This is a genomic window from Peribacillus sp. NPDC097295 (assembly GCF_044761665.1).
Lineage (GTDB): Bacteria > Bacillota > Bacilli > Bacillales > DSM-1321 > Peribacillus.
Genome location: NZ_JBIWCW010000001.1, coordinates 353,465 through 376,573, shown reverse-complemented (window position 1 = coordinate 376,573; position 23,109 = coordinate 353,465). Strand labels below are relative to the sequence as shown.

22 protein-coding genes are annotated in these 23,109 nt (G+C 39.9%); 11 read left to right on the top strand and 11 right to left on the bottom strand.

The window, feature by feature from the left end; genetic code table 11:
- The first annotated feature begins 75 nt into the window (after window positions 1–75).
- From ACIQXN_RS01790 to ACIQXN_RS01780, 3 genes are all read left to right on the top strand, one after another.
- Window positions 76–591, top strand: a complete 516-nt coding sequence (locus ACIQXN_RS01790) for a DinB family protein (protein ID WP_402961131.1) — start codon at window positions 76–78, stop codon at window positions 589–591.
- A 103-nt stretch (window positions 592–694) separates the two neighbouring features.
- Complete coding sequence (locus ACIQXN_RS01785) at window positions 695–1,264, top strand: YdeI/OmpD-associated family protein (RefSeq protein ID WP_402961129.1); 570 nt, start codon at window positions 695–697, stop codon at window positions 1,262–1,264.
- A 119-nt stretch (window positions 1,265–1,383) separates the two neighbouring features.
- Window positions 1,384–2,382: a formamidase gene (locus tag ACIQXN_RS01780; RefSeq protein WP_402961726.1), complete on the top strand. Its 999-nt coding sequence runs from the start codon at window positions 1,384–1,386 to the stop codon at window positions 2,380–2,382.
- Between the two features lie 79 nt (window positions 2,383–2,461).
- Here the strand turns inward: ACIQXN_RS01780 and ACIQXN_RS01775 are convergent, their stop codons facing one another.
- On the bottom strand, window positions 2,462–2,899 hold the full coding sequence (locus tag ACIQXN_RS01775; protein WP_402961127.1) for a GNAT family N-acetyltransferase: 438 nt from the start codon (window positions 2,897–2,899) through the stop codon (window positions 2,462–2,464).
- Between the two features lie 115 nt (window positions 2,900–3,014).
- On the bottom strand, window positions 3,015–4,133 hold the full coding sequence (locus ACIQXN_RS01770; RefSeq protein WP_402961125.1) for a serine hydrolase: 1,119 nt from the start codon (window positions 4,131–4,133) through the stop codon (window positions 3,015–3,017).
- 218 nt (window positions 4,134–4,351) lie between these two features.
- On the opposite strand from ACIQXN_RS01770, the gene ACIQXN_RS01765 reads away from it, so the two are divergent.
- The 3 genes from ACIQXN_RS01765 to ACIQXN_RS01755 all read left to right on the top strand — a co-directional run bounded on the left by ACIQXN_RS01765 (window position 4,352) and on the right by ACIQXN_RS01755 (window position 6,678).
- Window positions 4,352–4,852 (top strand): hypothetical protein, encoded by a 501-nt coding sequence (locus ACIQXN_RS01765; RefSeq protein WP_402961123.1) that lies wholly within the window; start codon window positions 4,352–4,354, stop codon window positions 4,850–4,852.
- A gap of 163 nt (window positions 4,853–5,015) precedes the next feature.
- The gene (locus ACIQXN_RS01760; protein WP_402961121.1) at window positions 5,016–5,597 is read left to right on the top strand and encodes an RNA polymerase sigma factor; all 582 of its coding nucleotides are present in this window, start codon (window positions 5,016–5,018) and stop codon (window positions 5,595–5,597) included.
- On the top strand, window positions 5,587–6,678 hold the full coding sequence (locus tag ACIQXN_RS01755) for a DUF4030 domain-containing protein (RefSeq protein ID WP_402961119.1): 1,092 nt from the start codon (window positions 5,587–5,589) through the stop codon (window positions 6,676–6,678). The genes ACIQXN_RS01760 and ACIQXN_RS01755 overlap by 11 nt, the downstream gene beginning before the upstream one ends.
- Window positions 6,679–6,743: 65 nt before the next feature.
- On the opposite strand, the gene ACIQXN_RS01750 is transcribed toward ACIQXN_RS01755, so the two are convergent.
- A complete protein-coding gene (locus ACIQXN_RS01750; RefSeq protein ID WP_402961117.1) occupies window positions 6,744–7,499 on the bottom strand; it encodes an SDR family NAD(P)-dependent oxidoreductase in 756 nt (251 codons plus the stop codon).
- A gap of 619 nt (window positions 7,500–8,118) precedes the next feature.
- On the opposite strand from ACIQXN_RS01750, the gene ACIQXN_RS01745 reads away from it, so the two are divergent.
- Together ACIQXN_RS01745 and ltrA are read left to right on the top strand one after the other, a co-directional pair.
- The gene (locus ACIQXN_RS01745; protein ID WP_402961115.1) at window positions 8,119–10,191 is read left to right on the top strand and encodes a methyl-accepting chemotaxis protein; all 2,073 of its coding nucleotides are present in this window, start codon (window positions 8,119–8,121) and stop codon (window positions 10,189–10,191) included.
- Between the two features lie 591 nt (window positions 10,192–10,782).
- Entirely contained in the window at window positions 10,783–12,045 is a 1,263-nt protein-coding gene (ltrA, locus tag ACIQXN_RS01740; RefSeq protein ID WP_402961113.1) for a group II intron reverse transcriptase/maturase, read from the top strand.
- A gap of 75 nt (window positions 12,046–12,120) precedes the next feature.
- Here the strand turns inward: ltrA and ACIQXN_RS01735 are convergent, their stop codons facing one another.
- Entirely contained in the window at window positions 12,121–12,411 is a 291-nt protein-coding gene (locus ACIQXN_RS01735) for a HesB/IscA family protein (RefSeq protein WP_402961111.1), read from the bottom strand.
- A 130-nt stretch (window positions 12,412–12,541) separates the two neighbouring features.
- The gene (locus ACIQXN_RS01730; protein WP_402961724.1) at window positions 12,542–13,057 is read right to left on the bottom strand and encodes a GNAT family N-acetyltransferase; all 516 of its coding nucleotides are present in this window, start codon (window positions 13,055–13,057) and stop codon (window positions 12,542–12,544) included.
- 270 nt (window positions 13,058–13,327) lie between these two features.
- Between ACIQXN_RS01730 and ACIQXN_RS01725 the strand changes: the two genes are divergently transcribed.
- The 3 genes from ACIQXN_RS01725 to ACIQXN_RS01715 all read left to right on the top strand — a co-directional run bounded on the left by ACIQXN_RS01725 (window position 13,328) and on the right by ACIQXN_RS01715 (window position 16,977).
- Window positions 13,328–14,683, top strand: a complete 1,356-nt coding sequence (locus tag ACIQXN_RS01725; protein ID WP_402961109.1) for an arsenic transporter — start codon at window positions 13,328–13,330, stop codon at window positions 14,681–14,683.
- A gap of 41 nt (window positions 14,684–14,724) precedes the next feature.
- A complete protein-coding gene (locus ACIQXN_RS01720) occupies window positions 14,725–15,390 on the top strand; it encodes a DUF2642 domain-containing protein (protein WP_402961107.1) in 666 nt (221 codons plus the stop codon).
- Between the two features lie 384 nt (window positions 15,391–15,774).
- A complete protein-coding gene (locus ACIQXN_RS01715; protein WP_402961105.1) occupies window positions 15,775–16,977 on the top strand; it encodes a C40 family peptidase in 1,203 nt (400 codons plus the stop codon).
- Window positions 16,978–17,322: 345 nt separating this feature from the next.
- Here ACIQXN_RS01715 and ACIQXN_RS01710 read toward each other — a convergent pair whose 3' ends face one another.
- The 6 genes from ACIQXN_RS01710 to pgsB form a co-directional block, all read right to left on the bottom strand.
- On the bottom strand, window positions 17,323–17,952 hold the full coding sequence (locus ACIQXN_RS01710; RefSeq protein WP_402961103.1) for a poly-gamma-glutamate hydrolase family protein: 630 nt from the start codon (window positions 17,950–17,952) through the stop codon (window positions 17,323–17,325).
- A gap of 133 nt (window positions 17,953–18,085) precedes the next feature.
- Complete coding sequence (locus ACIQXN_RS01705) at window positions 18,086–18,235, bottom strand: CapE family protein (protein WP_402961101.1); 150 nt, start codon at window positions 18,233–18,235, stop codon at window positions 18,086–18,088.
- A gap of 62 nt (window positions 18,236–18,297) precedes the next feature.
- Window positions 18,298–19,878: a gamma-glutamyltransferase family protein gene (locus ACIQXN_RS01700; protein ID WP_402961099.1), complete on the bottom strand. Its 1,581-nt coding sequence runs from the start codon at window positions 19,876–19,878 to the stop codon at window positions 18,298–18,300.
- Between the two features lie 113 nt (window positions 19,879–19,991).
- Window positions 19,992–21,254, bottom strand: a complete 1,263-nt coding sequence (locus tag ACIQXN_RS01695) for a CapA family protein (RefSeq protein WP_402961097.1) — start codon at window positions 21,252–21,254, stop codon at window positions 19,992–19,994.
- Window positions 21,255–21,264: 10 nt separating this feature from the next.
- A complete protein-coding gene (gene pgsC, locus ACIQXN_RS01690; RefSeq protein WP_402961095.1) occupies window positions 21,265–21,714 on the bottom strand; it encodes a poly-gamma-glutamate biosynthesis protein PgsC in 450 nt (149 codons plus the stop codon).
- 15 nt (window positions 21,715–21,729) lie between these two features.
- The gene (pgsB, locus tag ACIQXN_RS01685) at window positions 21,730–22,911 is read right to left on the bottom strand and encodes a poly-gamma-glutamate synthase PgsB (RefSeq protein WP_402961093.1); all 1,182 of its coding nucleotides are present in this window, start codon (window positions 22,909–22,911) and stop codon (window positions 21,730–21,732) included.
- Window positions 22,912–23,109 lie beyond the last annotated feature (198 nt).

Below are 23,109 nucleotides of genomic sequence, written 5' to 3'. Positions count from 1 at the left end.
TTGTCATACTTCTTTTTATATACTAAAAACAGATTCAAAAACAAATTCATGAAAAGTGAAAAGGAGACGATCTAAATGAATCATCCAGTACAAATGTTCAACTACAATGCGTGGGCTACTCAAACACTCTTGGGACGGATCAAGGAACTCCCATCCTCGGTAATGCAACAAGAAGTAAACACATCATTTTCCACCATCGGCGAAGCATTCGCTCATGTCTATGCGATTGAGAAGTGTTGGCTTCAGATTCTGAGAGGTACCAGTATGTCAAAGGCGATCGAAGCTTGCCTCCCACTTCAACAAGAAACCTTAAGATATTCTGTCGAAGAATTCATGGTGGCCTTCAGTGAGTTAGCGGAACAATACAAAGCATGGTTCCGAAGCCAGGACGACTTGGAACAAGCCATTGTGCTTGAGAATCCGTACGTCGGAACGCGTAGTACACGATTATCTGAAATTGCGTTCCATATTGTCAATCACGGCACCTACCACCGGGGTAATATTTCGACCATGTTGCGCCAGTTGGGCCATGCCTCCACCATGAATGATTATTCGTTTTTTTGGTATCAGGAACCTGTGAAATCCATTTAATTAAATAAGGTCGACATTTCTGAGAACAGAGAAGTCGACCTTTTTACTACTTGTAAGGAATATAATGCCTCTTCATACTAGAAAGGAGAAGATATTTTTATCAATGGAAATTGAAAATCTAATTACCGTAAAATCGAGAGAAGATTTGCGGATTTGGCTACAGGAAAATGGTAAGACAGAAAAATCTTGTTGGGTTGTAGTTAGTATGACGCCAAAGTCAGATATGTTGCTATATTTGGACGCGGTTGAAGAATCGTTGTGCTTTGGATGGATAGATGGAGTCAAAAAGAAAATATCTGAAACCGAACTTGCTCAGAGACTGTCTCCTAGAAGCAAAGGAAGTTCATGGACTGAATTGAATAAAGAACGTGTCCGCCGTCTCGAAAAGTTGGGGTTAATGAGAGATGAAGGAAGAAAGGTACTTCCTGATATGGATCAAGATTCATTTAAGATAGATAAGGTAATAGAGCAAAAGCTAAAAGAGGAAGAACAAGTATATGAGAATTTCAAAGCATTTTCACCTCTTTATAAAAGAGTCCGGATCGACACGATACAAAGTAATAAAAATCAGCCGGAATTATTTAAGCGTAGATTAGACAAATTTTTATCAAACACTAGAGATAATAAAATGTACGGTCAATGGCATGATAATGGGCGCCTTCTGGATTATTAATATTTGCTAAATTGGCTAAAAAATGGTTATTATGATCGATGTTTAAATTAACAGAATTATGTGATAATAACTCACATACAGATTTTTCTACATAATAATGATTAGAGGAGGCGTTTATTATAGGTAGTATAGGAAGTATGGTTAAGCCAATGAGTGGGTTTCTAACGGCATTAATTCAGTACCCGGTCCCTGTAGTCCATTCAAGAGCAGACATTGATGCACAGATCGAGCAAATCATTAAGACGTTACATTCGACTAAAGCAGGATACCCTGGCGTGGAATTGATCGTATTCCCTGAGTACAGTACACAAGGCCTGAATACGAAAAAATGGACCACGGAAGAATTTCTCTGTAATGTTCCTGGGGCGGAAACGGACTTGTTTGCTTCAGCTTGTAAGGAAGCGGAAGTATACGGCGTATTCTCCTTGATGGAAAGAGACCCCGATGGTGGGGACCCCTACAATACCGCAATCATTATCGACCCCGAAGGTGAAATCATCCTGAAATACCGTAAATTGAATCCCTGGGTTCCCGTTGAACCATGGAAAGCAGGGGATCTAGGCATGCCGGTTTGTGATGGTCCTGGTGGCAGTAAACTTGCGGTTTGCATTTGCCATGACGGGATGTTTCCTGAAATTGCGAGGGAAGCTGCATACAAAGGCGCAAACGTCTTAATTAGAATCTCCGGTTACAGTACCCAAGTGAACGATCAGTGGATTTTGACGAACCGCTCCAATGCTTGGCAAAATTTAATGTATACATTATCCGTGAATCTAGCTGGATATGATGGTGTGTTCTATTACTTTGGAGAAGGGCAAGTCTGTAATTTCGATGGTACAACCCTAGTGCAGGGTCACAGAAACCCATATGAAATTGTCACAGCTGAAGTCTATCCAGAGTTAGCCGATCAGGCAAGAATGGGCTGGGGGCTGGAAAACAATATTTATAACCTCGGAGCCAGGGGCTATGTGTCCACCCCAGGCGGAGTGAAAGAAAATCCATATACCTACATCAAGGACCTTGCGGAAGGAAAGTATAAATTGCCATGGGAAGATCAAATCAAGATCAAAGATGGTTCCATTTATGGCTATCCGGTCAAAGAATCCGTGAATAAATAAAAAATTCTTATTTCGACCATATGAAAGATAGTGACATACTTAAGGGGCCGAAAATGGCCCCTTATATCCTATGGAAATTTTAGATGGAATAATGATAAAAGTAATTCGATTCCTTTACAAAACCAAACCTTTCGTAAAGCCTTTGTGCATTGGCATTTTCCTTCCCCGTCTCAAGCGATACCCCATTTGCACCCGTTTCCTCAGCGAAAGTGATGGCGGCCTGTAACAACTTCTCACCCACACCTTTTTTGCGTGCGCTTTCCTTCACGAATAAATCGTTCAAGATCCATGACCGTTGCATGCTTATCGATGAAAAAGAAGGATATAATTGGACAAACCCCAACGAATCATCTTCATCTAAAGCAATAAAAACGACCGATTCCTCGTTCACCAGTCTTTCTCTTAAAAACTCCTTTGCACCTTTAAAATTTGAGGGTTGTTCATAAAATACCCTGTATAAGTCAAATAACTCGCTCAGTGAATGAAGTTCATTTATTGTGGCTTTTTGTATGAACATAGTAGAAACCTCCGTTTTTTGTTCTGAATAATCTGATTTTATCATGTGTGAAAGAGAATTGTTTAATCATTTTAGAAAAATAGTGAATGGTATCATTGATGCTCTGGATTAAGCCCTATGAAATAGCCACTTCCTCTTTAATGAATTGCCGGAATTTAGGATTGGTTAGAACTTGAAGCTGGAAATCATTTAAACATCGGGTGAGCTTTTCTTGATTCGATGGGGATAAATTATCCGTGAAAATGGCAAGCTCTGTCCTGTTACCATCTTTATCTGTTGCATACATGGCCTTAGTCAGGACAAAAGCGGTAGATCCTCCCTTTTGACCAGCATGCAAAAGCCATTTGCGATTGTTTGGATTCTTCATTAATTGCTCCATGACTGGATCGAGGTGTTTATGAACGTTTTGATCAAGATCTATCTTGTTATTCAGTATCTTCATGATAGACACATAGTCTTTTGTTGTGGACCGGGACAACCGGTCGGACCAGACTTTTTGAAAATCAAGATTCATGATTCTCATGGCTTCTTTCTTTTCTTGTTCGGTAGGCGCTTTGTTTTTCCATTCCTCGTTAATGGCGAGAGCCCTACTCCGGTACTCTCTGGCGTCCATATTAATCATGGCCTGTAACGTTTCTTTTTTCGTCAAATTCGTTTCTTTCATCAGCGTGCTGGGTATGAACAGAGAACTGTAGATTGGATACAATGGATCATGATTGATGATGCCCAAACTTTTTGGAACGGAATTGATACGATCAAGCCCGAGCAGATTCATTAGGTAATCTGTATTTGCATTCGAGCTGTAAGTGATCATTCCTTTCACGACTTCATGTAAAGGAGTGGTAACACATTCTTTTCCCAATTGAGAAAGCCAGGCCTCATGTGCACCGCCATCTGTTTTCGGTATGTAGAGTTTCGCTAGGTCCGCTAATTTCACTTCTCGGTTGGGGTCAATGATCCCTTCCGCAGCTTGCTGAGCATATTCAATCGCGATAATGACTTTTCCGGTGCTTGCTAACGGGAGCTTTACGTTGGAGTTCACATCAACTAACGTTTCATCATTATGTTTGATGAATAAAGAGACGTCATTGCTGGAGATATTGTTTTTTATGAACTGAACGATATATTCAGGTGTTGCCTCATTTCTACCCTTCATAAACTTCCAGAAGCCAATTCCTGCAACCAGACTTGGAATTAATAACTTTCTCTGATTATATAAAGCATTTTTTTTCACAGAAGAAAACCTCCAATTATTTCCTTTTTTATATATACGGGTGATGATTGGGAAGGTTTCATTTTTATTGATAGAGAGGAAAGTAGAGTTGAAAATACAAGGTAACGGTAAAGGGAGTATAGGCATAAGCTGAGAGAATGTGCCTCACCAAATATAATGTTGGGTTTTTACTATTAATGGTAATGTATTGAGTAAGACTGGTTAGCTGGAGGGTTATGGTGAGAAGATTAATATATTTCTTTATAATTTTGAGCTTATCGTTACTAACTGGATGTAATAAAGAAGAACGGGATCTCCAATGGTATTCTTCCAAGGAAGAAGCGATTGAAGAGGGAATCAAAGAAGAAGGAGCGGATAAAACCAGTATATTGTCCGTTGAAGAGTTCGAAAACGAGACGATTTTTTTCTTCGAATATGATGGAGTACTAGGTGTCGCGAGTATAGCAGAAAAAGACAATACTTATAGCTGGTATAGGAGTTCTGCCCACTTAGGGTTTGAAGAAGTGCCTTCCTATTCGGTCGCGGGTTTTCATTTCGAAACAAAAAACGGGAAGGAAATTTCGGTACTTGGAGGGAAGGCCTTCGATCCTTCGATTCGGAAAATACAACTAACTGGTGATGGAGAGGAAAGGGAGCTAACAGTATCGGAAAGCGGATTGTTTTTCTCTATCCTTAAGGCGCCGTTTCCTTCTGTCGATGTGAAACCGATACGTGAATAAGCCTTAAAAAGACCAGTAAATTCACCTACTGGTCTTTGCCTATTTTCGCATTCATTTTATCAGTAGGATTATTCCTTTATATATTTATTTTGTAAATCTGAAACCAACTAGTAATCAGCCAACGTTATATATATGTACAATCTGAAAAAAGGAGGTTCCTCATTTGAAGAAGGAACAGCATGACCTAATGAAGCGAATTAGGAACGGAGATAAGGATGCGTTCGGTTTACTAGTAGTAGACTTACTGCCATCTGCTTATAAAACGGCTTATTTAATTCTTAGGTCAAAAGAACATGCAGAGGATGCGCTTCAAAATGTTTTAGAAGGTGCATACCTTAGCATCATGAAGAATAAGGAAATGACCAATTTCAAGGCATGGTTTTTTCGGCTCGTTTATTCACGATCTATAGATGTTTATCGAAAGAACAACCGCCATGTAGAAATGGATATAGTGGATAATACCGAGGTGAACAGGATGATGAAGACGGAATCCGTTCAAAATGTTGTCATTCGAAATGAAAATAAAAGTGAAATGATCGCTTTAATCATGACACTTAAAAAAGAACAGAGTGTACCAATATTTCTACACTATTATGAAGAATTGACAGTAAAGGAAATTTCCCTCGTTCTTCATGAAAATATCAATACAGTGAAAACGAGGTTAACAAGAGGGAGAAAAAAATTAGCTCAATTGCTAAACGAGAAAAAGGAATTTTCAGAGGAGGCTAAAGCTAATGGATTATAAAAAAGAAGAAGGCTTCTCTTCCTTAGACCAATTGAAGATTCCGAAATCTATAGAAAAGTTTATCGAAGAATTTCCAGAACGATATATTGAAGGAGATATGAGTCAAGAAGTGGAAGAACAAATTGAAAGGGATTGGAACACATTTCAAAAGGACATGAAGAAACAAAAGCAAAGGAAAATAGGAAAAAGGGTATTGACAACTGCGGTTTCCCTTGTAGCGGCGTTCGCTCTTTTTGTCGGCTTAGGCTTTGTCTCTCCCGCAGTTGCTACTGTAGCGTCGAAAATTCCTTATCTGAATAAAATCTATCATTTAGAACCGGTGAACCGAGTCATATGGAACAAGTTAGAGGAGAACGGATATGCAGTAATCGGAGTAGGTGGCAACGCAAGTTCTATATACATAACCCTTGAAGGAACCGAACAATATATTCAAGATGTTCGTGGCGAAGTGAAAGAGTTGGCTGAGAGTGTTTTGGAATCAAGAGGGTATAATGCGTATAAAATAAAAATAACGAAAGAAAAACAGTATGAATTTCCGCCAGAAACAAAGAGAGAAAAGGCAATTGATAAAGCGATGACGGAGGTGGACGCAAAGCTAACAGAGTTACAGTTCTCGGTACTCTCCTATGGAACAACCTATCCTCCTTCAAACTCTAAAGAAGTAGTAATCAATATCGATGTACCAAACAAAGAAAAAAGAATAGAAGAAATCAAAAACATTTCCAATGAGATCATACAGGACAATGATATTGGTTCCTATTCATTGAAAATCGACATAGTGAATATGGAACAAAGGGAAAAAGAGTCCAGGTGGGGTGATGTATTTCCTGCAATATATGAAGGATTAGCGTCAAAAAAAGAATATAAGGTCACTGGCTTTGCTTACTCATTTCATCCTGCCCCTCTCCAAATCATTATAAAAACATCCATAAATAGTTCGGATAAAGACGCAGCAAAACGGGCAATTGGATTAGAAAAAACGATTGAAGAATTCCTGAATTCAAAAGAGATTGCAAACAAGATCGAAGGAGAAGAATATAAGATTATCATAAGAAGCAAAGATAAGAAACAGATTAATTAGAAACGACGATCCCATAGCAGTCGTAAAAAAATGCCGGCCACAGTTGAGTGGACCGGCATGAATTGTTATACGCGTAGACCACCGTTGATTTGAACGATGGAGCCATTCATATAAGATGCTTCATCAGATGTAAGGAAGGATACGACGTTGGCGATTTCATCCGCTTCAGCGGGACGTCCGAGCGGACCAAGCGAAGCAAAGCGATCGTAGTTACTGTAATCAATATCCATTTCCTTAGCATGATTAGCCGTCATAGTGGTGGAAACAGCTCCTGGTGCGATAGCATTGATTCTAATGCCGTAGCGTCCGTATTCGTTCGCTGCTGTTTTAGTCAGCCCTATGACTGCGTGTTTACTCGCTGAATAAATGCTATTGCCGTATTCACTATAGAGGCCTGCATTTGATGCTGAGTTGATGATGCAACCGGATTTCTGCTCGAGCATGATTGGAATGACGAGTTTCATACCGAGGAAGACCCCGCGTACATTAATGCTTATCACACGGTCGAATGTTTCGAGCGTTTGTTCAGCAAGCGGCGCAGGCTTCTCGAGGATACCGGCATTATTATGGAAAACATCAATACGGCCAAACTGATTGATGGTTGTATCGATTACATTTTGCATATCGCTTTCTAAGGTAACATTCGCTTTTACGAAAATCCCTTCACCGCCGGATTGTTTCACTTTATCTAGGGCTTCATTTCCCTTTTTCTCATCAAAATCCACAAGGACTACTGCATAGCCCTTTGTCGCTAATTTAAGGCTGACAGAGAGGCCGATTCCTCCCGCTGCACCTGTTATTACTGCTGTTTTTTGTGTCATGAGTAAGATCTCCTTTTTAATGGTATATGTTGCTAGTATTCGAAGAAAGCGTGAAATTATCCCGTTGTAGATGGAAGTAAGAGCAAACACCCCTCCTTGAAATTCTTCAAGATGGATTTCCTGATTCCTATAATCAAAATAAACAAGCTGATTTTATTTTGACTAGGCTGACAGCTTGCCAGACAAAACCCATTGAGCAGTATGTAACAAAAACAAAATAAAATCAACAAGAAAAATGGTGAAGGAATAAGAGTTCACTTTACATATTACTCCCAATGGGTAAGTGTCCATCCGTTCGTACATACAAAAGGGAGGATTTCAGTATGGAATTCAACTTCAACAGCTTAATAATAGGGAATTGTTCAATACTTTACTACTATATACTATAGGTAAGATTGTATTTGACAATATTTATTTAGGTCTATAGTATTGTTATGTGGAAAAATAAGGATTGGAATATCCAGGTGATACCTTGGAGATGTATTATGCTGTAAGGAATCATCGAAGATAATTATACCAAGGCGTACCCTGACAGATGGTTCAGGCTTTGGCATATGAAATACGAAGCGATGAATGCCAACTAGATGGATGGGGTGCAGGAAAAAAAGGGGAAAATAAAATGGGGAAATCACAGAGGGGAAAAAAGAAGAGAAGAATCTCAATCAGGGTCAAGTGGATGCTATTGATTTGCGCTTCCATTTTTCTGGCGATGGGTGTTTCTGTTTCCATAATGGACTTTCAGATTACCAAAATATTTCAGGAAAATAGCGTGACGATAAACAAGAGCTCCGCCCAAAATGCGGTGTCACTAATCAGCACAGATATGAAAAGATATGAAGATTCAATTGACCAATTGTCGCAATTGGTTTCCATTCATATAGAAAATGGAGATTCATTGAAAGATATTCAGAGAGCCATTGAGTCTTTTCAAAAGAACAATGATCAGTTGCTATCTGCTTATTATATGGATGGCACGGATGGTTCATTGTACGCATCCCCTAAAATTGAATTCAAGGGAGATGCACGAGAAACCGTTACATATACGCAGCTATCTGAAAAACCTCAAACAAAATGGATGGATGTGTATCAAGATGTCGTTAATGGAGACATCATGACTTCTGTGGTCACTCCAGTCATGGCAAATGGGAAAATGGTAGGGGTATTAGGATATGATATTGACTTATCGGTAATTGGAAAGATGAGAACGGAGATCGAGAAGCATTCCAATGCTAACCTTGTGATACTAGATTCGCAAGGGATTATCGTAAGTTCTTTCATGAAAGAAATGGATGGAAAGAATATGAACCCTGACCAAAGTGGTAAGGTTGAAGGCGTGGGGGATATAATAACGGACTCATCCCAATTCAATTCCGAGTTCAAATGGGTTTCGGACATGTATAAAGGTTCGAAGCAAACAGCTCAGACCCTAGAATGGAAAGACCAACAGTATACGGGTGAAACGACTTCAGTTCCGAACGTGAACTGGAAAGTGGCAGCCTTGACATCAGATGATGTATTGCAAGCAGAGTTGAATGGCATTAATCGTACCGTAATCATTTCTCTGATCTTAGGTACATTGATCGGTATGATATGTGCCTTTTATTTGTCAGGGAAATTGAAAAAGTTAATATCGGATCTTCGAAATGTCATGAAAAAGACAGCGAGTGGCGATTTAGTAACAGAATTTCATTATCATGCGAATGATGAAATGGGGGACCTATCCAAGAGTTACAACATCATGCTAAGTAAATTAAGAGAATTGATTAGCGATGTGAAAGGAAATGCGATTTCTGTGAACGAAGCAACTAGTGGGCTAAGCCAGATAGCTATTGAAAATAGTACATCCATAACGGAGGTTACACGTGCTATAGAGGAGATTGCAGTGGGGGCAGCGAACCAATCCGAATATGTGGAAGACGGCGCCCATACCATCCAGTTACTCAGTGAAGAAATAGATGAACTATCCAGGATATCCGATAGGACACAATCCGTTTTAGACACGGCATCAGAAAAGATAGAATCGGGGAAGGAACAAGTCAGCGATTTAGAAACGTCTTATCAAAAATTGGAATCTGCTTTTTCAGCGGTTACAAGCATGAGTTTAAGTCTCGTGGAAAAGTCAAAAACCATCTCAAATGTGACGAATACCATTTCACAGATTTCTGAGCAAACCAATTTATTGTCCTTGAATGCATCCATAGAGGCGGCAAGAGCAGGGGAATCAGGAAAAGGTTTTGCGGTCGTGGCAAATGAAGTCCGCAGCTTAGCGGAGGACTCCAAGGAAGCGACAAAAGACATTCAGGAAATCATACACAGCATTCTCTCGGATACGGAGAAGCTCTTACTAACGACTAACGAAACGAATCAAATAAGTGCGAACCAAAAAAGCGCAGTGATGACAGTAAGCAGTGCTATGAAAGAACTAGAGGATTCTGTCAGTAAAATATCTCATTCAGTTGTTGAAGAAACCCATTCCATTGCCACTATCAATCAACAAAAAGAAATAGTGGTTAAAATAATCGAAGAAATAACAGCTGTCTCTCAGCAAACGTCTGCCTCTTCTCAAGAAATTGCATCGTCGATGGAGGAGCAAGCCGCTTCATCCAAGGAACTTGCAAACTATACAGAGCATTTCACACAATTGATCAGTGATTTAGAACATACGTTGAGGGAATTTCAAATTAATAAATGACAAAAAGGGAAACTATTTTTATAGTTTCCCTTTTTGTTAGTGCGCCTGGCATGGGTGCAATCTATAGGGTGTAAGTCCCGAGCCATGAAGGCAGTAGTAATGGTTAGCTTAATGCAAGGGTGTCCACGGTGACGTGGAATCTGAAGGAAGCAAGCGGCAAACCTCCGGTCTGAGGAACACGAACTTCATATAAGGCTAGGTATCATTGGATGAGTTTGCTGAACAAAACAAAGTCCATTCTGCCGAAGGTGGTACAGAGTAAATGAAGCAGATAGGTGGAGGGAAAGATTGCACTCTTACCCAGGGAGATCTGATGACAGCCCAAGTAAACTTGGCAACCTGTCCAGCGATGGTCAGCTGAATCATCAGAAGTCAGCAGAGGTCATAGTACTTGTCTACTCGAGAAGATAAGGAAGGACCGAACAGATTAAGGAGGATAAATACTAGGCGTTCGTTATCTTGCGAAGAAGCAAACAATTCCAAACGGAACTTATTTGAAGGAAGAAGTGGTGAATACACGGGGAACTTCAAAAGGGTGGAGCAGATAAAGGCACAAATAGACCATTTATCCACGTAGAAAGGATATCAACAATGTTAATGGAACAGATACTAGAGAGGGACAACTTAATACAGGCATTGAAGCGTGTAGAGAGAAATAAGGGAAGCCACGGTGTAGATGGAATGCCGGTTCAAAACCTGAGACCGCACCTCGTAACAGCGTGGAATAGCATGAAAACATCCCTACTACAGGGTACTTATCAACCGCAACCCGTCCGTCGTATCGAAATCCCGAAACCAAACGGCGGAGTTCGGTTATTGGGTATCCCGACCGTCCTAGACCGTTTCATTCAACAAGCGATTGCCCAGATATTGACCAAGATATATGATTCAACCTTTTCAGAGAATAGCTACGGATTTCGCCCTAACAAACAGGGACACCAGGCTGTTCGAAAGGCAAAATCCTATATAGCCGAAGGGTACACATGGGTAGTAGATATGGACTTAGAGAAATTCTTCGATAAAGTAAATCACGATAAACTCATGGGAAAGCTTGAACAGAAAATTCAAGACAAACGAGTGCTAAAACTGATTCGTAGATTCCTACAAGCAGGGATTATGATTGGCGGACTATTCCATAAAAGTATTGAGGGAACTCCGCAAGGAGGACCCTTAAGCCCTCTATTATCTAATATCATGTTGGATGAGTTAGATAAAGAACTGGAGAAACGAAATCTTCGATTTGTGAGGTATGCGGATGACTGTAATGTCTTCGTAAAGACAAGAAAAGCCGCGAATCGAGCCATGAGTAACCTGTCATTCTTCATAGAACGTAAACTAAAACTAAAGGTTAATTATGAGAAATCAAAGGTCGATCGGCCATGGAATAGAACATTTCTCGGTTTTAGTTACACAAGGTCCAAGGAGAACCCGAAGGTTCGATTGGCGCAACAAACCATGAAGAAAGTGAAGAAAAGAATCAGAGAAATGACCTCGAGAAAATCACCGATACCCATGGAAGTCCGAATAGGTAAGTTAAAACAATATCTTAGAGGATGGATAGGATATTTCGCTCTCGTGGATACCCCGAGTATATTAAGAAAATTAGATTCATGGATTCGAAGAAGGCTCAGAATGTGCCTCTGGAAACAATGGAAGTTACCAAGGACGAGAGTAAGAAAACTCAAAGGACTTGGTGTACCTTTTGGAAAAGCATTTGAATGGGGTAATAGTAGAAAGGGCTATTGGCGTATCGCAAATAGTCCTGTTCTACACAAAACCCTCGACAATGCTTATTGGCATAATCAAGGGTTAGAAAGTTTATATGAACGATATATAAAACTACGTCAGACTTAAACTGAACCGCCGTATACCGAACGGTACGTACGGTGGTGTGAGAGGTCGGAGGCTAGGCGCCTCCTCCTACTCGATTTACTGTAATGGTGACACTAACGGATTGGGATGATTGATCAAAAATCCATTATCCTGATAATCGATTTCCGTATCATCCGTATAACGGGCATCAGATGGATTCATTAAAATCTTTATGCCATCTACGACATATACTTTTTCTAGTTCTGTTTTATAAAGCGCCAGGTTCAAAGAATAGTTCATCTGGTTGCAACAGGAACTGGTTACCCCGTACTGCAAATATGTTTCCTCTTCCATATCCCGCTGCATATCCCTAATGACTTCCTGGGCCTTTTTTGTGATGGTTATCAAGTCGTTCACTCCCATGCTTTAGACACTGCTTTAAAAGTAATAGCAGTCATACCTTCACTCTATCATGTTAGAAAGCGAAAGTAATAACATTACCTCTTGAATGGACAAAGATTCCATGGGATTATCCAGCTTATAGACCATTTGGAAGCGAAGTCCAAACAGGTACATACAGGACCATCCTTACCGTTTTTAGGACATGTCCATCAAAGTCATCGTCAAACTCGGAAACGACTTCAAATCCTTTAGCTCTGTAAAAAGCTGTACCCACTTCATTTTCCTTTTCCACGTTTATAAAAAGTTCTTTCATTCCAATTGAATGTTTGATGCCGGCTTGTAAAAGGGCAGTCCCCATTCCTTTGCCTTGATATTCCGGATAAAAGTAAATCGCCGCCAGTTCCGCTTTTCCACCTTCCTTAACAGGCGAAAAAGCAGCAAAGCCCACAACCTGTCCGGCCACCTCGGAAACATAAAAGAAAGATTGTTCGATCCTTTTTCTCATCATGTCGTCACTATAGGCGTACTGTAAGAATCTCTCTTGAATATCAATGGGGATAATGCCTTCATATGTACTATGCCAACTTGTCCTTGCGACGGACTGTACGTGTGGTATGTCGTCTACTTCCATGTTGCGAATGGTGAACTCCATTTTTCTCATTCCTTCCTATTTACAGTTATTTCTAAAAATTATATCAGTCTTTCTTTTTCTAAACAGTAGGAAATTCAATTTATTAGGTATGTAACCAAGAATCTTTAAATAGACTTCTTTCTTCAATGGACATTATTACTAGAAGGACAATGGCACAATTCCGTATGCGTAGGTAAGTATCCCGCTCCTTATACCTAATGGTGAATATATATATATAAGAATCGGACAAGTAGGGTCCAATGGCTCAAGGCCCAAAAAGGGGAGAACATCATGCAATTCGAAATTGGAATGACTATTTTTGTGTTCGTCATGACGATGATAGTCATATTATGGAGGCCACGAGGGCTAAATGAAGCTTGGCCAGCTTCATTTGGTGCGGGAATCATCTTACTTACTGGCATAGTATCAACGGAAGATTTAACGGATATTATCGGTAAAATCGGTGGCGCATCCATCACCATCATGGCAACGATTGTCATGGCTGTCATATTGGAGAGCTTCGGTTTCTTTCATTGGGCAGCCGCAAGACTTGCCACCCTTGCTAAAGGATCCGGATATCGCCTATATTGGTACATTCAGCTATTATGTTTTTTGATGACCTTATTATTTAATAATGATGGAAGTATCATGATCACGACTCCTATTTTAATCTTACTTTTAAAAAACTTTCGACTGAAAAAACATGAAGCCATCCCATATCTTTTGAGTGGTGCCCTAATTGCAACCGCATCTAGTGCGCCTATCGGAGTCAGTAACATCGTAAATTTAATTGCCTTGAAAATTGTTGATATGACGCTTTACATGCACACAGCCATGATGTTTGTTCCAGCAACGTCAGGGCTGCTATTCATGTCATGGTTGATGTTCATGGTACTGAAGAAAAAATTACCTGAAAAATTGCCTACCCTTTCCTATGATATTGAGGAAAAATTCTTCACCAAGAATTTTCATCCGTTAAAAGGAAAGATGACCGTTGAAACAAAACGCCAACGTACAAAATTCATGTTCAAGATATTGATCTATGTCTTCATAGTACGCTGTTTAATTTTTGTAGCTTCTTACCTATCAATCCCGATAGAATGGGTCGCCGTAATGGGATCATTATCTTTACTGGTGTGGAGGTGGTATCATCTTCGGACAAGTCCATTTGATATATTGAAAAAGACTCCATGGCACATTCTTTTATTTGCATTCTCTATGTATATCATTATTTACGGTCTTCAGAATGTGGGTCTCACTGCATTCCTTGTTCAAATATGTGAACCGATCGTAAACAAAGGATTACTAAGTGCGAGTATTGTTATGGGGGGATTAGTTTCTGTTCTATCAAACATATTCAATAACCACCCTGCCTTAATGATCGGGACCCTCACCTTAACAGAACTTGGCCTAGATCCCATTACGCTAAAAACCATTTATCTGGCCAGTATAGTTGGGAGTGATATGGGGGCGTTGTTATTGCCTATAGGTACACTTGCCTCCCTAATCTGGATGCATATCTTAAAACAAAACAAAATCAAAATTAGATGGAAAGAGTATTTATACGTAACCTTGCTAGTCATTCCGCTGGCTACAATGGTTACGCTGCTTTTCTTATACTATTGGGTTCAGTTGGTTTTTAACTAATCTAACTAATCTAACTAATCTAACTCTTGGGGGAGTTAATTATGAATGATGCGATTGCATTGCTGGGCAAACAGATTGATCTTCAGCTTACAGGTGATAAATGGTTTAAAGGGATTCTGACAGATTTTAGTTCTGATATTCTGGTGTTATTTAATGGAAAGCAGTTTCTCTATTTTCCGATGCTTCATGTGCATAGATTCAATCTGAGTATAGATATCGATTCGGACATATTGCCCCCTTTAGGGTTCTATATAGCGGAAGACAATATAACGATCTCCTATCGTAAAGCATTGATGAATGCCAAAGGAGTCTTTTCTGAAATCTATGTTACAGGGCATATTTCGCTACATGGTTATATTAATAATGTTTTTAACGATTATTTTACCTTTTATTCTCCTGTGTATAAGTTCATGTATATTTCCCTTCATCACCTTAAATGGCTTACCCCATATATCCAGGGCGAGACGCCTTACACACTTAGCCACGAACAATTCCACATACCCTCAAAAATGTCACCATTTTATCGTACATTAGCAGAACAGTTGAAAAAAAGTGAAGGAAAACTCGTTGTCTTTGATGGTGGAGAGGATCCAACGAGAATTGGGTTACTTAAAAAAGTGGACAATAACTTTGTTGAAGTAGCGACAGCCAAAGGAGATCGTGTGTTTTTAAGCCTTCCACATATCAAAACAGTATATTTGCCATAGATGACTGTACAGAAAAGGAAAATCCATTTTAGGAATCCTCGCTTTTTGTACAGTCTTTTTAACGGTAAGACTTTTTTCATGGTTTTTTAGAATAAACAATACGTGTTATAAGGTCTAATTGACTGGGTGTTAAGACTATTTTAGCTTCCATGGAAAATATATGAGTATAATGTCCTGTTTAAATGTGACATTTTTGTTAAAACGGGCAAACTTTTTGTGACATTTTTGTCGTACATAGGCTAAAGGTTGCAAGAGTGTTACCGATATTATGAGGGAAGTAAGTAAAAAGACTTAAGCGTAAAGTCCATATATAAGATTTACATTAATCTGGAAATGCCTTTGGGCGTGTTGAAATGTATTTCCAGTCATAAAGGAAGGGTTAAAGTGAGAAGAAATTTATTAGTCAGTACGATGCTATTTTTACTAGTCATGGTTGGATTAACATTTTCACCTGGTATAAAAGTTCAAGCAGCCGATCGCATTCATACAGTTTCCTCACAAGAAACGGTAGAATCCATCGCTTCAATTTATGGTATTACGGCAGACCAATTAATGAAAACCAATGGCTTACCGGATAGCCAGTTATATGTAGGGCAACAGCTTAAAATCATACAAACAGCATACAATCCTTCCATATACCAATGGGCGGAGAGAGGAAATCGAATTGCCCACTATGCAGAAACATTCGTTGGATTCAATAAAACGGCGGGGGAAGAATCCCCTTCTAAAGGTTTCGATTCGAGTGGGCTGGTTTATTGGATCCTTTCTCAACAGAACGTAGCCTCTGACCGCTTAACCGTAGATGGATATTATAAGCTTGGTATGGACACATCAGCTCCTAAAGCGGGGGATATCATCTTTTTCCTAGAAAAAGACACGTCAAAAGTCGTGACAGCAGGAATCTATCTCGGAAAAGACCAATTCGTCAATTCTGGTTATGGATCAGAAACCGTTCAAATAAGAAACAGCACGGAAAAATATTTTTCAAAATATGAGGTTGCTTTTAAGACGTATACACCTAAAGGGGAACATATTGTACAACCGGGTGAAACGCTGAATAGCATATCAGAAAATTACAACATCCACATCAATTCCATCAAAGTACGTAATGCTCTACCGACCTATGAGGTCATGGAGGGACAATACCTTCAAATATACAGCGATCTTTTATTTCCATTTTATGAAGGGGAAGAGGCAGCCTATGATAAAGCATATGATGTAATCCGATACGCTTATACGTTACGCGGATTCCCATATGTTTTCAGTGGGGACGATCCGATAAATGGAATGGATTGCAGTGGCTTGATATATTGGGCCATGAAAGAGCAGGGGATTTCAGTTAAACGCAGTTCGGCTGCTAACTACTTTGAGTGGTTGCCAGCTATCTCAGAACCAAAGGCGGGGGACCTCGTGTTCTTTAGGGATACTGGTACAAGGGAAGGTGTAACTCACGTAGGAATCTATCTTGGGGATGGCCGTTTTATCCATACAACCGAGAAAGCCGGTGTTCATATATCTGACCTTTCTTCAGGGTATTTCGCCCAGAAGTTCGAAAGCTACGGACGTGTGCAGCTCATCATGAATTAAAGGCTAGAAACATAGACTCTTAAAAACTACCCGGTTGTGTTGGACCAGGTAGCTTTTTTTACTCTATATCGTCCGAAATGCGCTGCACCGATAACAGGTAAAGTAAAAGCTACTAAGGATGAATCATTTGGAGCCAATATCTATCTAGGAAAGAAGAGGGGGCTTGTAACTTCCATTGGAGAAAAATCAATGATGATATAGGTTAAGAGAGTGGAATGGGGAGGCGTAAAAGCCAGAAAAAAGCTCTCCTAAGGGGTTTGAAGGGTTATCTCTATAAAATATATTACTTGAGGTCTCCTGTGCTAAAATGAGCGTGTATTGAGCCAAGCAATTCTAGAGAACAAACTAGAATTGCTTTTCGTACTCAATGGTGGCTTTTTCTAACGCGCTGACAAATTGATTGAGAGTTTCTGTTTGATTTTGCCTGTTTTTACTCGATGGGTCATCGTTTAGGAAAAATCGATTTCGTAACTTCCTCGATATTTCCAATTGCACGCCGGCTCCGGTTTTGCAACGGTTTGTAATGTTGGATTCATTCATCCCCAATAGATGTGGTGGAGCTTCCGCTGTTTGAAACCCAGCATCCTTTAAAGCCATTTCTATGAAAGTTATAAAGGCCTGATTCCTGCCACCGATATAGATTAACTCTTCTTGTGTGGCACTATAGCCATGGAGTGACAGAATCGTATTTGCTGTATTGGCCATAAGTAGGGCAGTGGGTTCATCGAAGGCAGTGGAGGTAATATGTAGCTTACCATTATCCCTGCGTTTTAGACCTTCGAATAGATAGGTACTCGCATTCAGCCTATCTCCCAAAGTCTTGGCAACTTCACTAGTGCCCGGTTCAATGTTTCCGCCATGGATAGCAAAAATCGCTATCTCCGGTTTTCGATGATACGATAGGATGCTATAATCGGTGTTTTCTTGTTCGTATTGTTGTAATTCTGCAAAATTTGCGTATCCATTCTCCTCCATGGTTTCCTCCTCATCCTAGTTACTATGATAGTAGGCTATCTAAGTATTATAACCGAAGAACATAGTAACCTGAAAATAAGAGAGCAACTAAAAAAACAGATCGAACCTCAATTAGGTTCGATCTGTTTTTTGATTACTCTTGGGTATTCGTATATTGTTCGATTTTCTTTTGTTCTTCCGGCGTCAGTGTTTCAGACCGTTTGAACGTATTCATTGTGAATAGCAGGGCTGCAATTAGTATAACAGGCATGGCCCAGCTTACTATCTTTTTGAATGTTTTCATTTTCTCGTCCCCTTATAAATCCATAAAAATTGATATGTTTTCAAGATGTAAAGGCGTTTTCTTTATTGCTGTGCTTGCCAGCTGCCAAATCTACGTGGGTCGGCTGCTCCCGATAAGCGACCGTTCTTTTCATTTCTAGAAAGTACCTGTACGCCACCATAAAAAACAGGGGAAACCTTTTGGACAACTTTATATCCTGCTGCTTCCAATGCGGAGGTTATTTCATCTTTGGAACGGTATTCTGTATAAACCGTGTTCCCAACAAAGACGAATCGGTAACGGTCGATGATATTTTGAAACGTCTCGTCCTCATGTACGTAGGCAAACAGCACTTGCATAAGGACTTGAGGTATTCTATCTCCACCAGGAGAACCGATACCAATGGTTGATTCCCCTTGTTTCTTAAGAACGGTCGGGGCTGTAAAGGTTCTAGGGCGTTTATGCTCATCAATGGCATTCAATCCTGAACGGAAATTCTTCAATTGATCATTTAAGAAAAAGCCGTTCGTATAGTCACCAGAACCAAAAAAATTGCTGAGAGTGTTGGTCGTCGAAACGACCGTTCCGTATTTATCCATGACGACAAAGTGAGTCGTGCTTTCATGCTCTTCTGACTCGAACTCTTTATTTGACCACTCACCTTTATTGATCTCTTCTTTCAGATTTTTCAGGTGGAGGGGAGAAAGTAATTGTTCAGCTTTGTCAGCACTAATTCCGTCCCCGGTATAGCTAATTCGATCTTTATACGAAGCGTTTGTAATAGCTCCGAGTAATTTCATGTAATCGGCTTTATTTGAAACATTGCTTAAGTCCGTTTCTTCTGCCAGCTTCAACATTTCAAGGACCGTCACCCCAGAGAATGGGGGAGGGGCAGTCAAAACGTCATACCCAGCAAATGTTCCTTGAACCGGTTTTCGTTCTTTCACTTCATAATGCTTTAAATCCATTAAGTCGATGTCTGTTCTTCTTTTGATATCCCTTGCGATGTCACCTTTATAAAAGCCATCAGGTCCTTTTCGCTGAATCAGTTTCAATGTGTCGGCAAGTTTTTCCTGTTTTAAGATATCTCCTGTCTCCATTGTTTCGTCATCAGGATAAAACAAGAGAGTTTCTTTTGAAGAAACTCTTGCTTTGGCTGCCATTAGGCGGGAGGATAACATTTTATCGACTTCAAATCCCTCTTCAGCCAGGTCGATGGCTGGCTGAAGGAGATCTTCCATCGGAATGGTTCCATATTTATCATGGACAGTCTGCATTCCGGCTACAAAACCTGGAACACCTGTATTATGTTTTAATTTTGAACTTTCCGGAGCAGTTTCTCGATAATCGATAAAATTAGGCTCTTCAGATTCGGGGACGATTAGCATTCCGCCACCACCACCGATTCCAGAACCAAAGGGTTCGGCTACACCCAATGCATAAGAAATGGCAATGGACGCATCGGCAGCCGTTCCGCCGTTATCGAGAATCTTCATCCCTACTTCAACAGCGTAAGGGTTGGAAGAACTGACTCCATAAGATTTATCGTTTGGTTTTTCATTGGTATCATTCGTGTCAGAAAGAGGGTCAGTATTTGAGCATCCTGCTATAAATATGAGCAAACAGAGGGAAAGGAGCACTTTCCGTGAGAAAGGATAAACCACTGATTGATCGCCTCTTTTCGATGTGAGCTTCTAAGATGTATATCTTCTAGCAATAGTTTCTCTAGCTAGTATGACTCTTATTCACGCGATATCTAGTTGTATGATGTTGCATGTCATTCTTTGATCATGTTCTCTTCTTGTGTTTTTTTCATTACTTGAGCTTTTTTTACTTTCGCTTCTTTTGCTGCAGCTTCTGCCTGTTCACGTTCCTTCTTATGTTCCATAACACGTTGATGATCCAATTTAATTTCTATTTTATCATCTTTTTTAGCCCATTGCACGTTGTCGCTTGTTTCCTTCGTCAATGAACGGAAAATGCGTGATACATCACTAGAAGAAGTGGCCGGTCTTGGTGTTGCTTCCTTAATCTGCAAAGGAAGTACATCGACAGTAGCTTTTCCATCTTCAGTTAAATGGTATTGAACCATCGCGGAATCTTTCGTACGTGTCCAACCTTGGTCAAATACAAAGTTTCCTAAACTATAGAAGATTATGCCATCTTTATAAACGTCAAACGATTGAACGACGTGGGGGTGATGGCCGATGATGATATCAGCACCAGCATCGATCACTGCCTTGGCTAATTCAGTTTGTCGACCTGTTGCGGATGTAGCATATTCTTGTCCCCAGTGCATGTTAACTACAACTAAGTCTGCATTACCTTTCTTCGCATCCTTAGCATTACCAATCATCTCGAATAATAAATCAGGATTAGAGTTTAATAACCCTGCTTGATTGTTCTTGGCCACCGCATTTTTACCATATACATCGGTAAACCCGAGAGTGGCGACGCGTACACCTTTAATGTCTTGATAGTTAATGTTTTCTTTCGCTTTTGTAATATTCGAACCGACACCTACATAATCCATATCATTACTCTCGAATTGATTGATCGTATCGACCAATCCCTGTTCTTCAAAGTCCATCATATGGTTATTAGCTAGGGTCATGACGGAGAAACCTGCATTTTTGACTGCTTCAATACCGTTCCCATAGGAGTTTAAACGAATGGCCGTGTCAGCTTCTTCGTATTTGGAAACATCCTTTGCGAGCGCCGGGTGTTCATAGTTTCCGCTAACATAGTCTGAAGCATTAAAATATGGCTTCATATAACGGAAGAGGTAATCGAAACCATGATTGTCTGTGACCTCTGCTACATAACGACCCATCATGATATCTCCGACCATTGACATTGTAATGGTATCGTTTGGTTTTGACGCGACAACTTCCACGTCTTTCGTCCGTGCCAACCAAGAGGTAAAGACTAGAACTATAATCAAGATTGGAAGGACAATGGCTGCATATTTGAGATTCTTTCTTTTCGTCCGCTTTGTAAAGATAAGTGTTTTTTCTCTTATATTTAAAGTACGTTTCATTTTATCCACCTCAGAATAGGTAATACACGTTCATTAAACCGAAAGTGATACCGGATAATAAAAGCGTGCTGCCGAGTGTAAGTGGCATTCCTTGTCTTTGGATGGCATTAGCGATCAAGCCAGGGACGATTATACCAATACCACGGAATTCATAGATTTCAAAAGGCATGACGGGGTAGAAGAAATCTAAAACGAGTTTTAAACATATCCCCGTTATCATCATCGCAGCAAACTTTCTTCTTCCGTATAAGATTACCCATCTTGAAAGTACGTGTGCGACAATGAAATAAGTTAAGATACTTACTATAATAATAACGAGCATGACTTGCCATTGATCAAATACTAATGCCAGATAACCTGGCACAATAAGTCCGGCGGGCACGACACCCGTTTTTTCTGAAAAAATAAGGCTCAGTGTTACCCCTAGTACTAGGGCCACGTATAAATCCGATCCAAACATTAAGGTTCCTCCTACTTAACTCGCTTTTTGCTTCGTTTTAGTTTTCATAAATGCATCAATTAATGGTTCTGCTGCTCCGTGAATATTACCGACACCATATACGATACGGTTTTTCATGACTGGGCGCAGTTTGGCAACGATTTCTTCCGTTGACCATTCTTCTAAATCCCAATATTCCACTGTATCCAGTTTTCCTTGCTCAAATGCTTTCGTTATAGGTGATGTAGTTTCACCGATAGCAATGACGATTTCTGATTTTATGTAAGGCAGTACATCTCTAGCAAATTGTTCTGTACGGTCTACACGGTCAGGACGACAGTTCATGATCACGATAGGAGCTTCTGTACTGTATCCGAATGTGCTTACACGTTCCCAAATGTTTAATGTAGATGACGCATCATTAGCGGCAAATCCATTAACGAAGAAAGTGGGTTGAACAGCGTCTCCGAATCTAGTGATACGCATGGCTCCTGGATCTGGATGTGCATTTAACATGCCGCGGAATGCAGTTTTCTCATCAATGCCCAAAGCTTCTGCCACAGCCAAAGCAAGAGAGGCATTATCAGGAAATACCATATAATCGAATTCACGTAGGAATTCTTCTGAAATTCTTGAATTATCAGCTACAATCACTTTTGTATTGCGTTGTTTGGCAATTTCTTTGTAATATTCCAAATGTTCGCCTTCGATTGTTATTAAATGACCATTATAAGGAATAGTTGCAGTAAAGGCTTCCGCAACTTGATCTAATGTTGGTCCCATGACATCCATGTGATCTTCAAGAACATTTACGATAACCCCGATGTTTGCTTGGATCATTTTATTTTGGAAGATTAGTTGATAGTCAGGCTGGACAGCCATACACTCACAAACTAGAGCTTCAGTTCCTAAGTCAGCAACTTCTTTTACTACGCGACGTTGTTCCCCGATATTCGGTCCTTCTGGACGTCGTTTAATCGGTTTTTCTTTGTCCGTAAACCAGTAAATCATTCTTGCTGATGTTCCGGTTGTTTTACCAATTGTCTTGTACTCAGCTTCCTTGATCACACCTGTAATAAGACGTGTTACAGTGGATTTCCCGCGAATACCATTAACGTTGACACGCACAGGAATGGAGTCGAGACGCTTTTGATGGCGTTTTTGTTCGACGATTCCATAGGCAAACAAAAATAGTGCACATATAAATATCGGTGCCATTTTTTAACCTCTCTTTATTTATATATTTGATTTACTGAATACACACTACATGATTTTAAACCTAATAAGCAACAGTAAATTTTATATTCTAATATAACTTTTTTTCATCTTTTACATTATTATCAATAAATCAGTGCTATTATCACTAAGCCATTCTTGATTTTTCTAAAAAAATATAACTAAAAATACCCAATGATA

Coding starts and splice junctions, on each gene's coding strand:
- ACIQXN_RS01725 (WP_402961109.1), top strand. CDS start 13,328: ATGCAATTCGAAATTGGAATGACTATTTTTGTGTTCGTCATGACGATG.
- pgsC (WP_402961095.1), bottom strand. CDS start 21,714: ATGTTTGGATCGGATTTATACGTGGCCCTAGTACTAGGGGTAACACTG.
- ACIQXN_RS01720 (WP_402961107.1), top strand. CDS start 14,725: ATGAATGATGCGATTGCATTGCTGGGCAAACAGATTGATCTTCAGCTT.
- ACIQXN_RS01785 (WP_402961129.1), top strand. CDS start 695: ATGGAAATTGAAAATCTAATTACCGTAAAATCGAGAGAAGATTTGCGG.
- pgsB (WP_402961093.1), bottom strand. CDS start 22,911: ATGGCACCGATATTTATATGTGCACTATTTTTGTTTGCCTATGGAATC.
- ltrA (WP_402961113.1), top strand. CDS start 10,783: ATGTTAATGGAACAGATACTAGAGAGGGACAACTTAATACAGGCATTG.
- ACIQXN_RS01750 (WP_402961117.1), bottom strand. CDS start 7,499: ATGACACAAAAAACAGCAGTAATAACAGGTGCAGCGGGAGGAATCGGC.
- ACIQXN_RS01705 (WP_402961101.1), bottom strand. CDS start 18,235: ATGAAAACATTCAAAAAGATAGTAAGCTGGGCCATGCCTGTTATACTA.
- ACIQXN_RS01775 (WP_402961127.1), bottom strand. CDS start 2,899: ATGTTCATACAAAAAGCCACAATAAATGAACTTCATTCACTGAGCGAG.
- ACIQXN_RS01695 (WP_402961097.1), bottom strand. CDS start 21,254: ATGAAACGTACTTTAAATATAAGAGAAAAAACACTTATCTTTACAAAG.
- ACIQXN_RS01790 (WP_402961131.1), top strand. CDS start 76: ATGAATCATCCAGTACAAATGTTCAACTACAATGCGTGGGCTACTCAA.
- ACIQXN_RS01755 (WP_402961119.1), top strand. CDS start 5,587: ATGGATTATAAAAAAGAAGAAGGCTTCTCTTCCTTAGACCAATTGAAG.
- ACIQXN_RS01710 (WP_402961103.1), bottom strand. CDS start 17,952: ATGGAGGAGAATGGATACGCAAATTTTGCAGAATTACAACAATACGAA.
- ACIQXN_RS01730 (WP_402961724.1), bottom strand. CDS start 13,057: ATGGAGTTCACCATTCGCAACATGGAAGTAGACGACATACCACACGTA.
- ACIQXN_RS01745 (WP_402961115.1), top strand. CDS start 8,119: ATGGGGAAATCACAGAGGGGAAAAAAGAAGAGAAGAATCTCAATCAGG.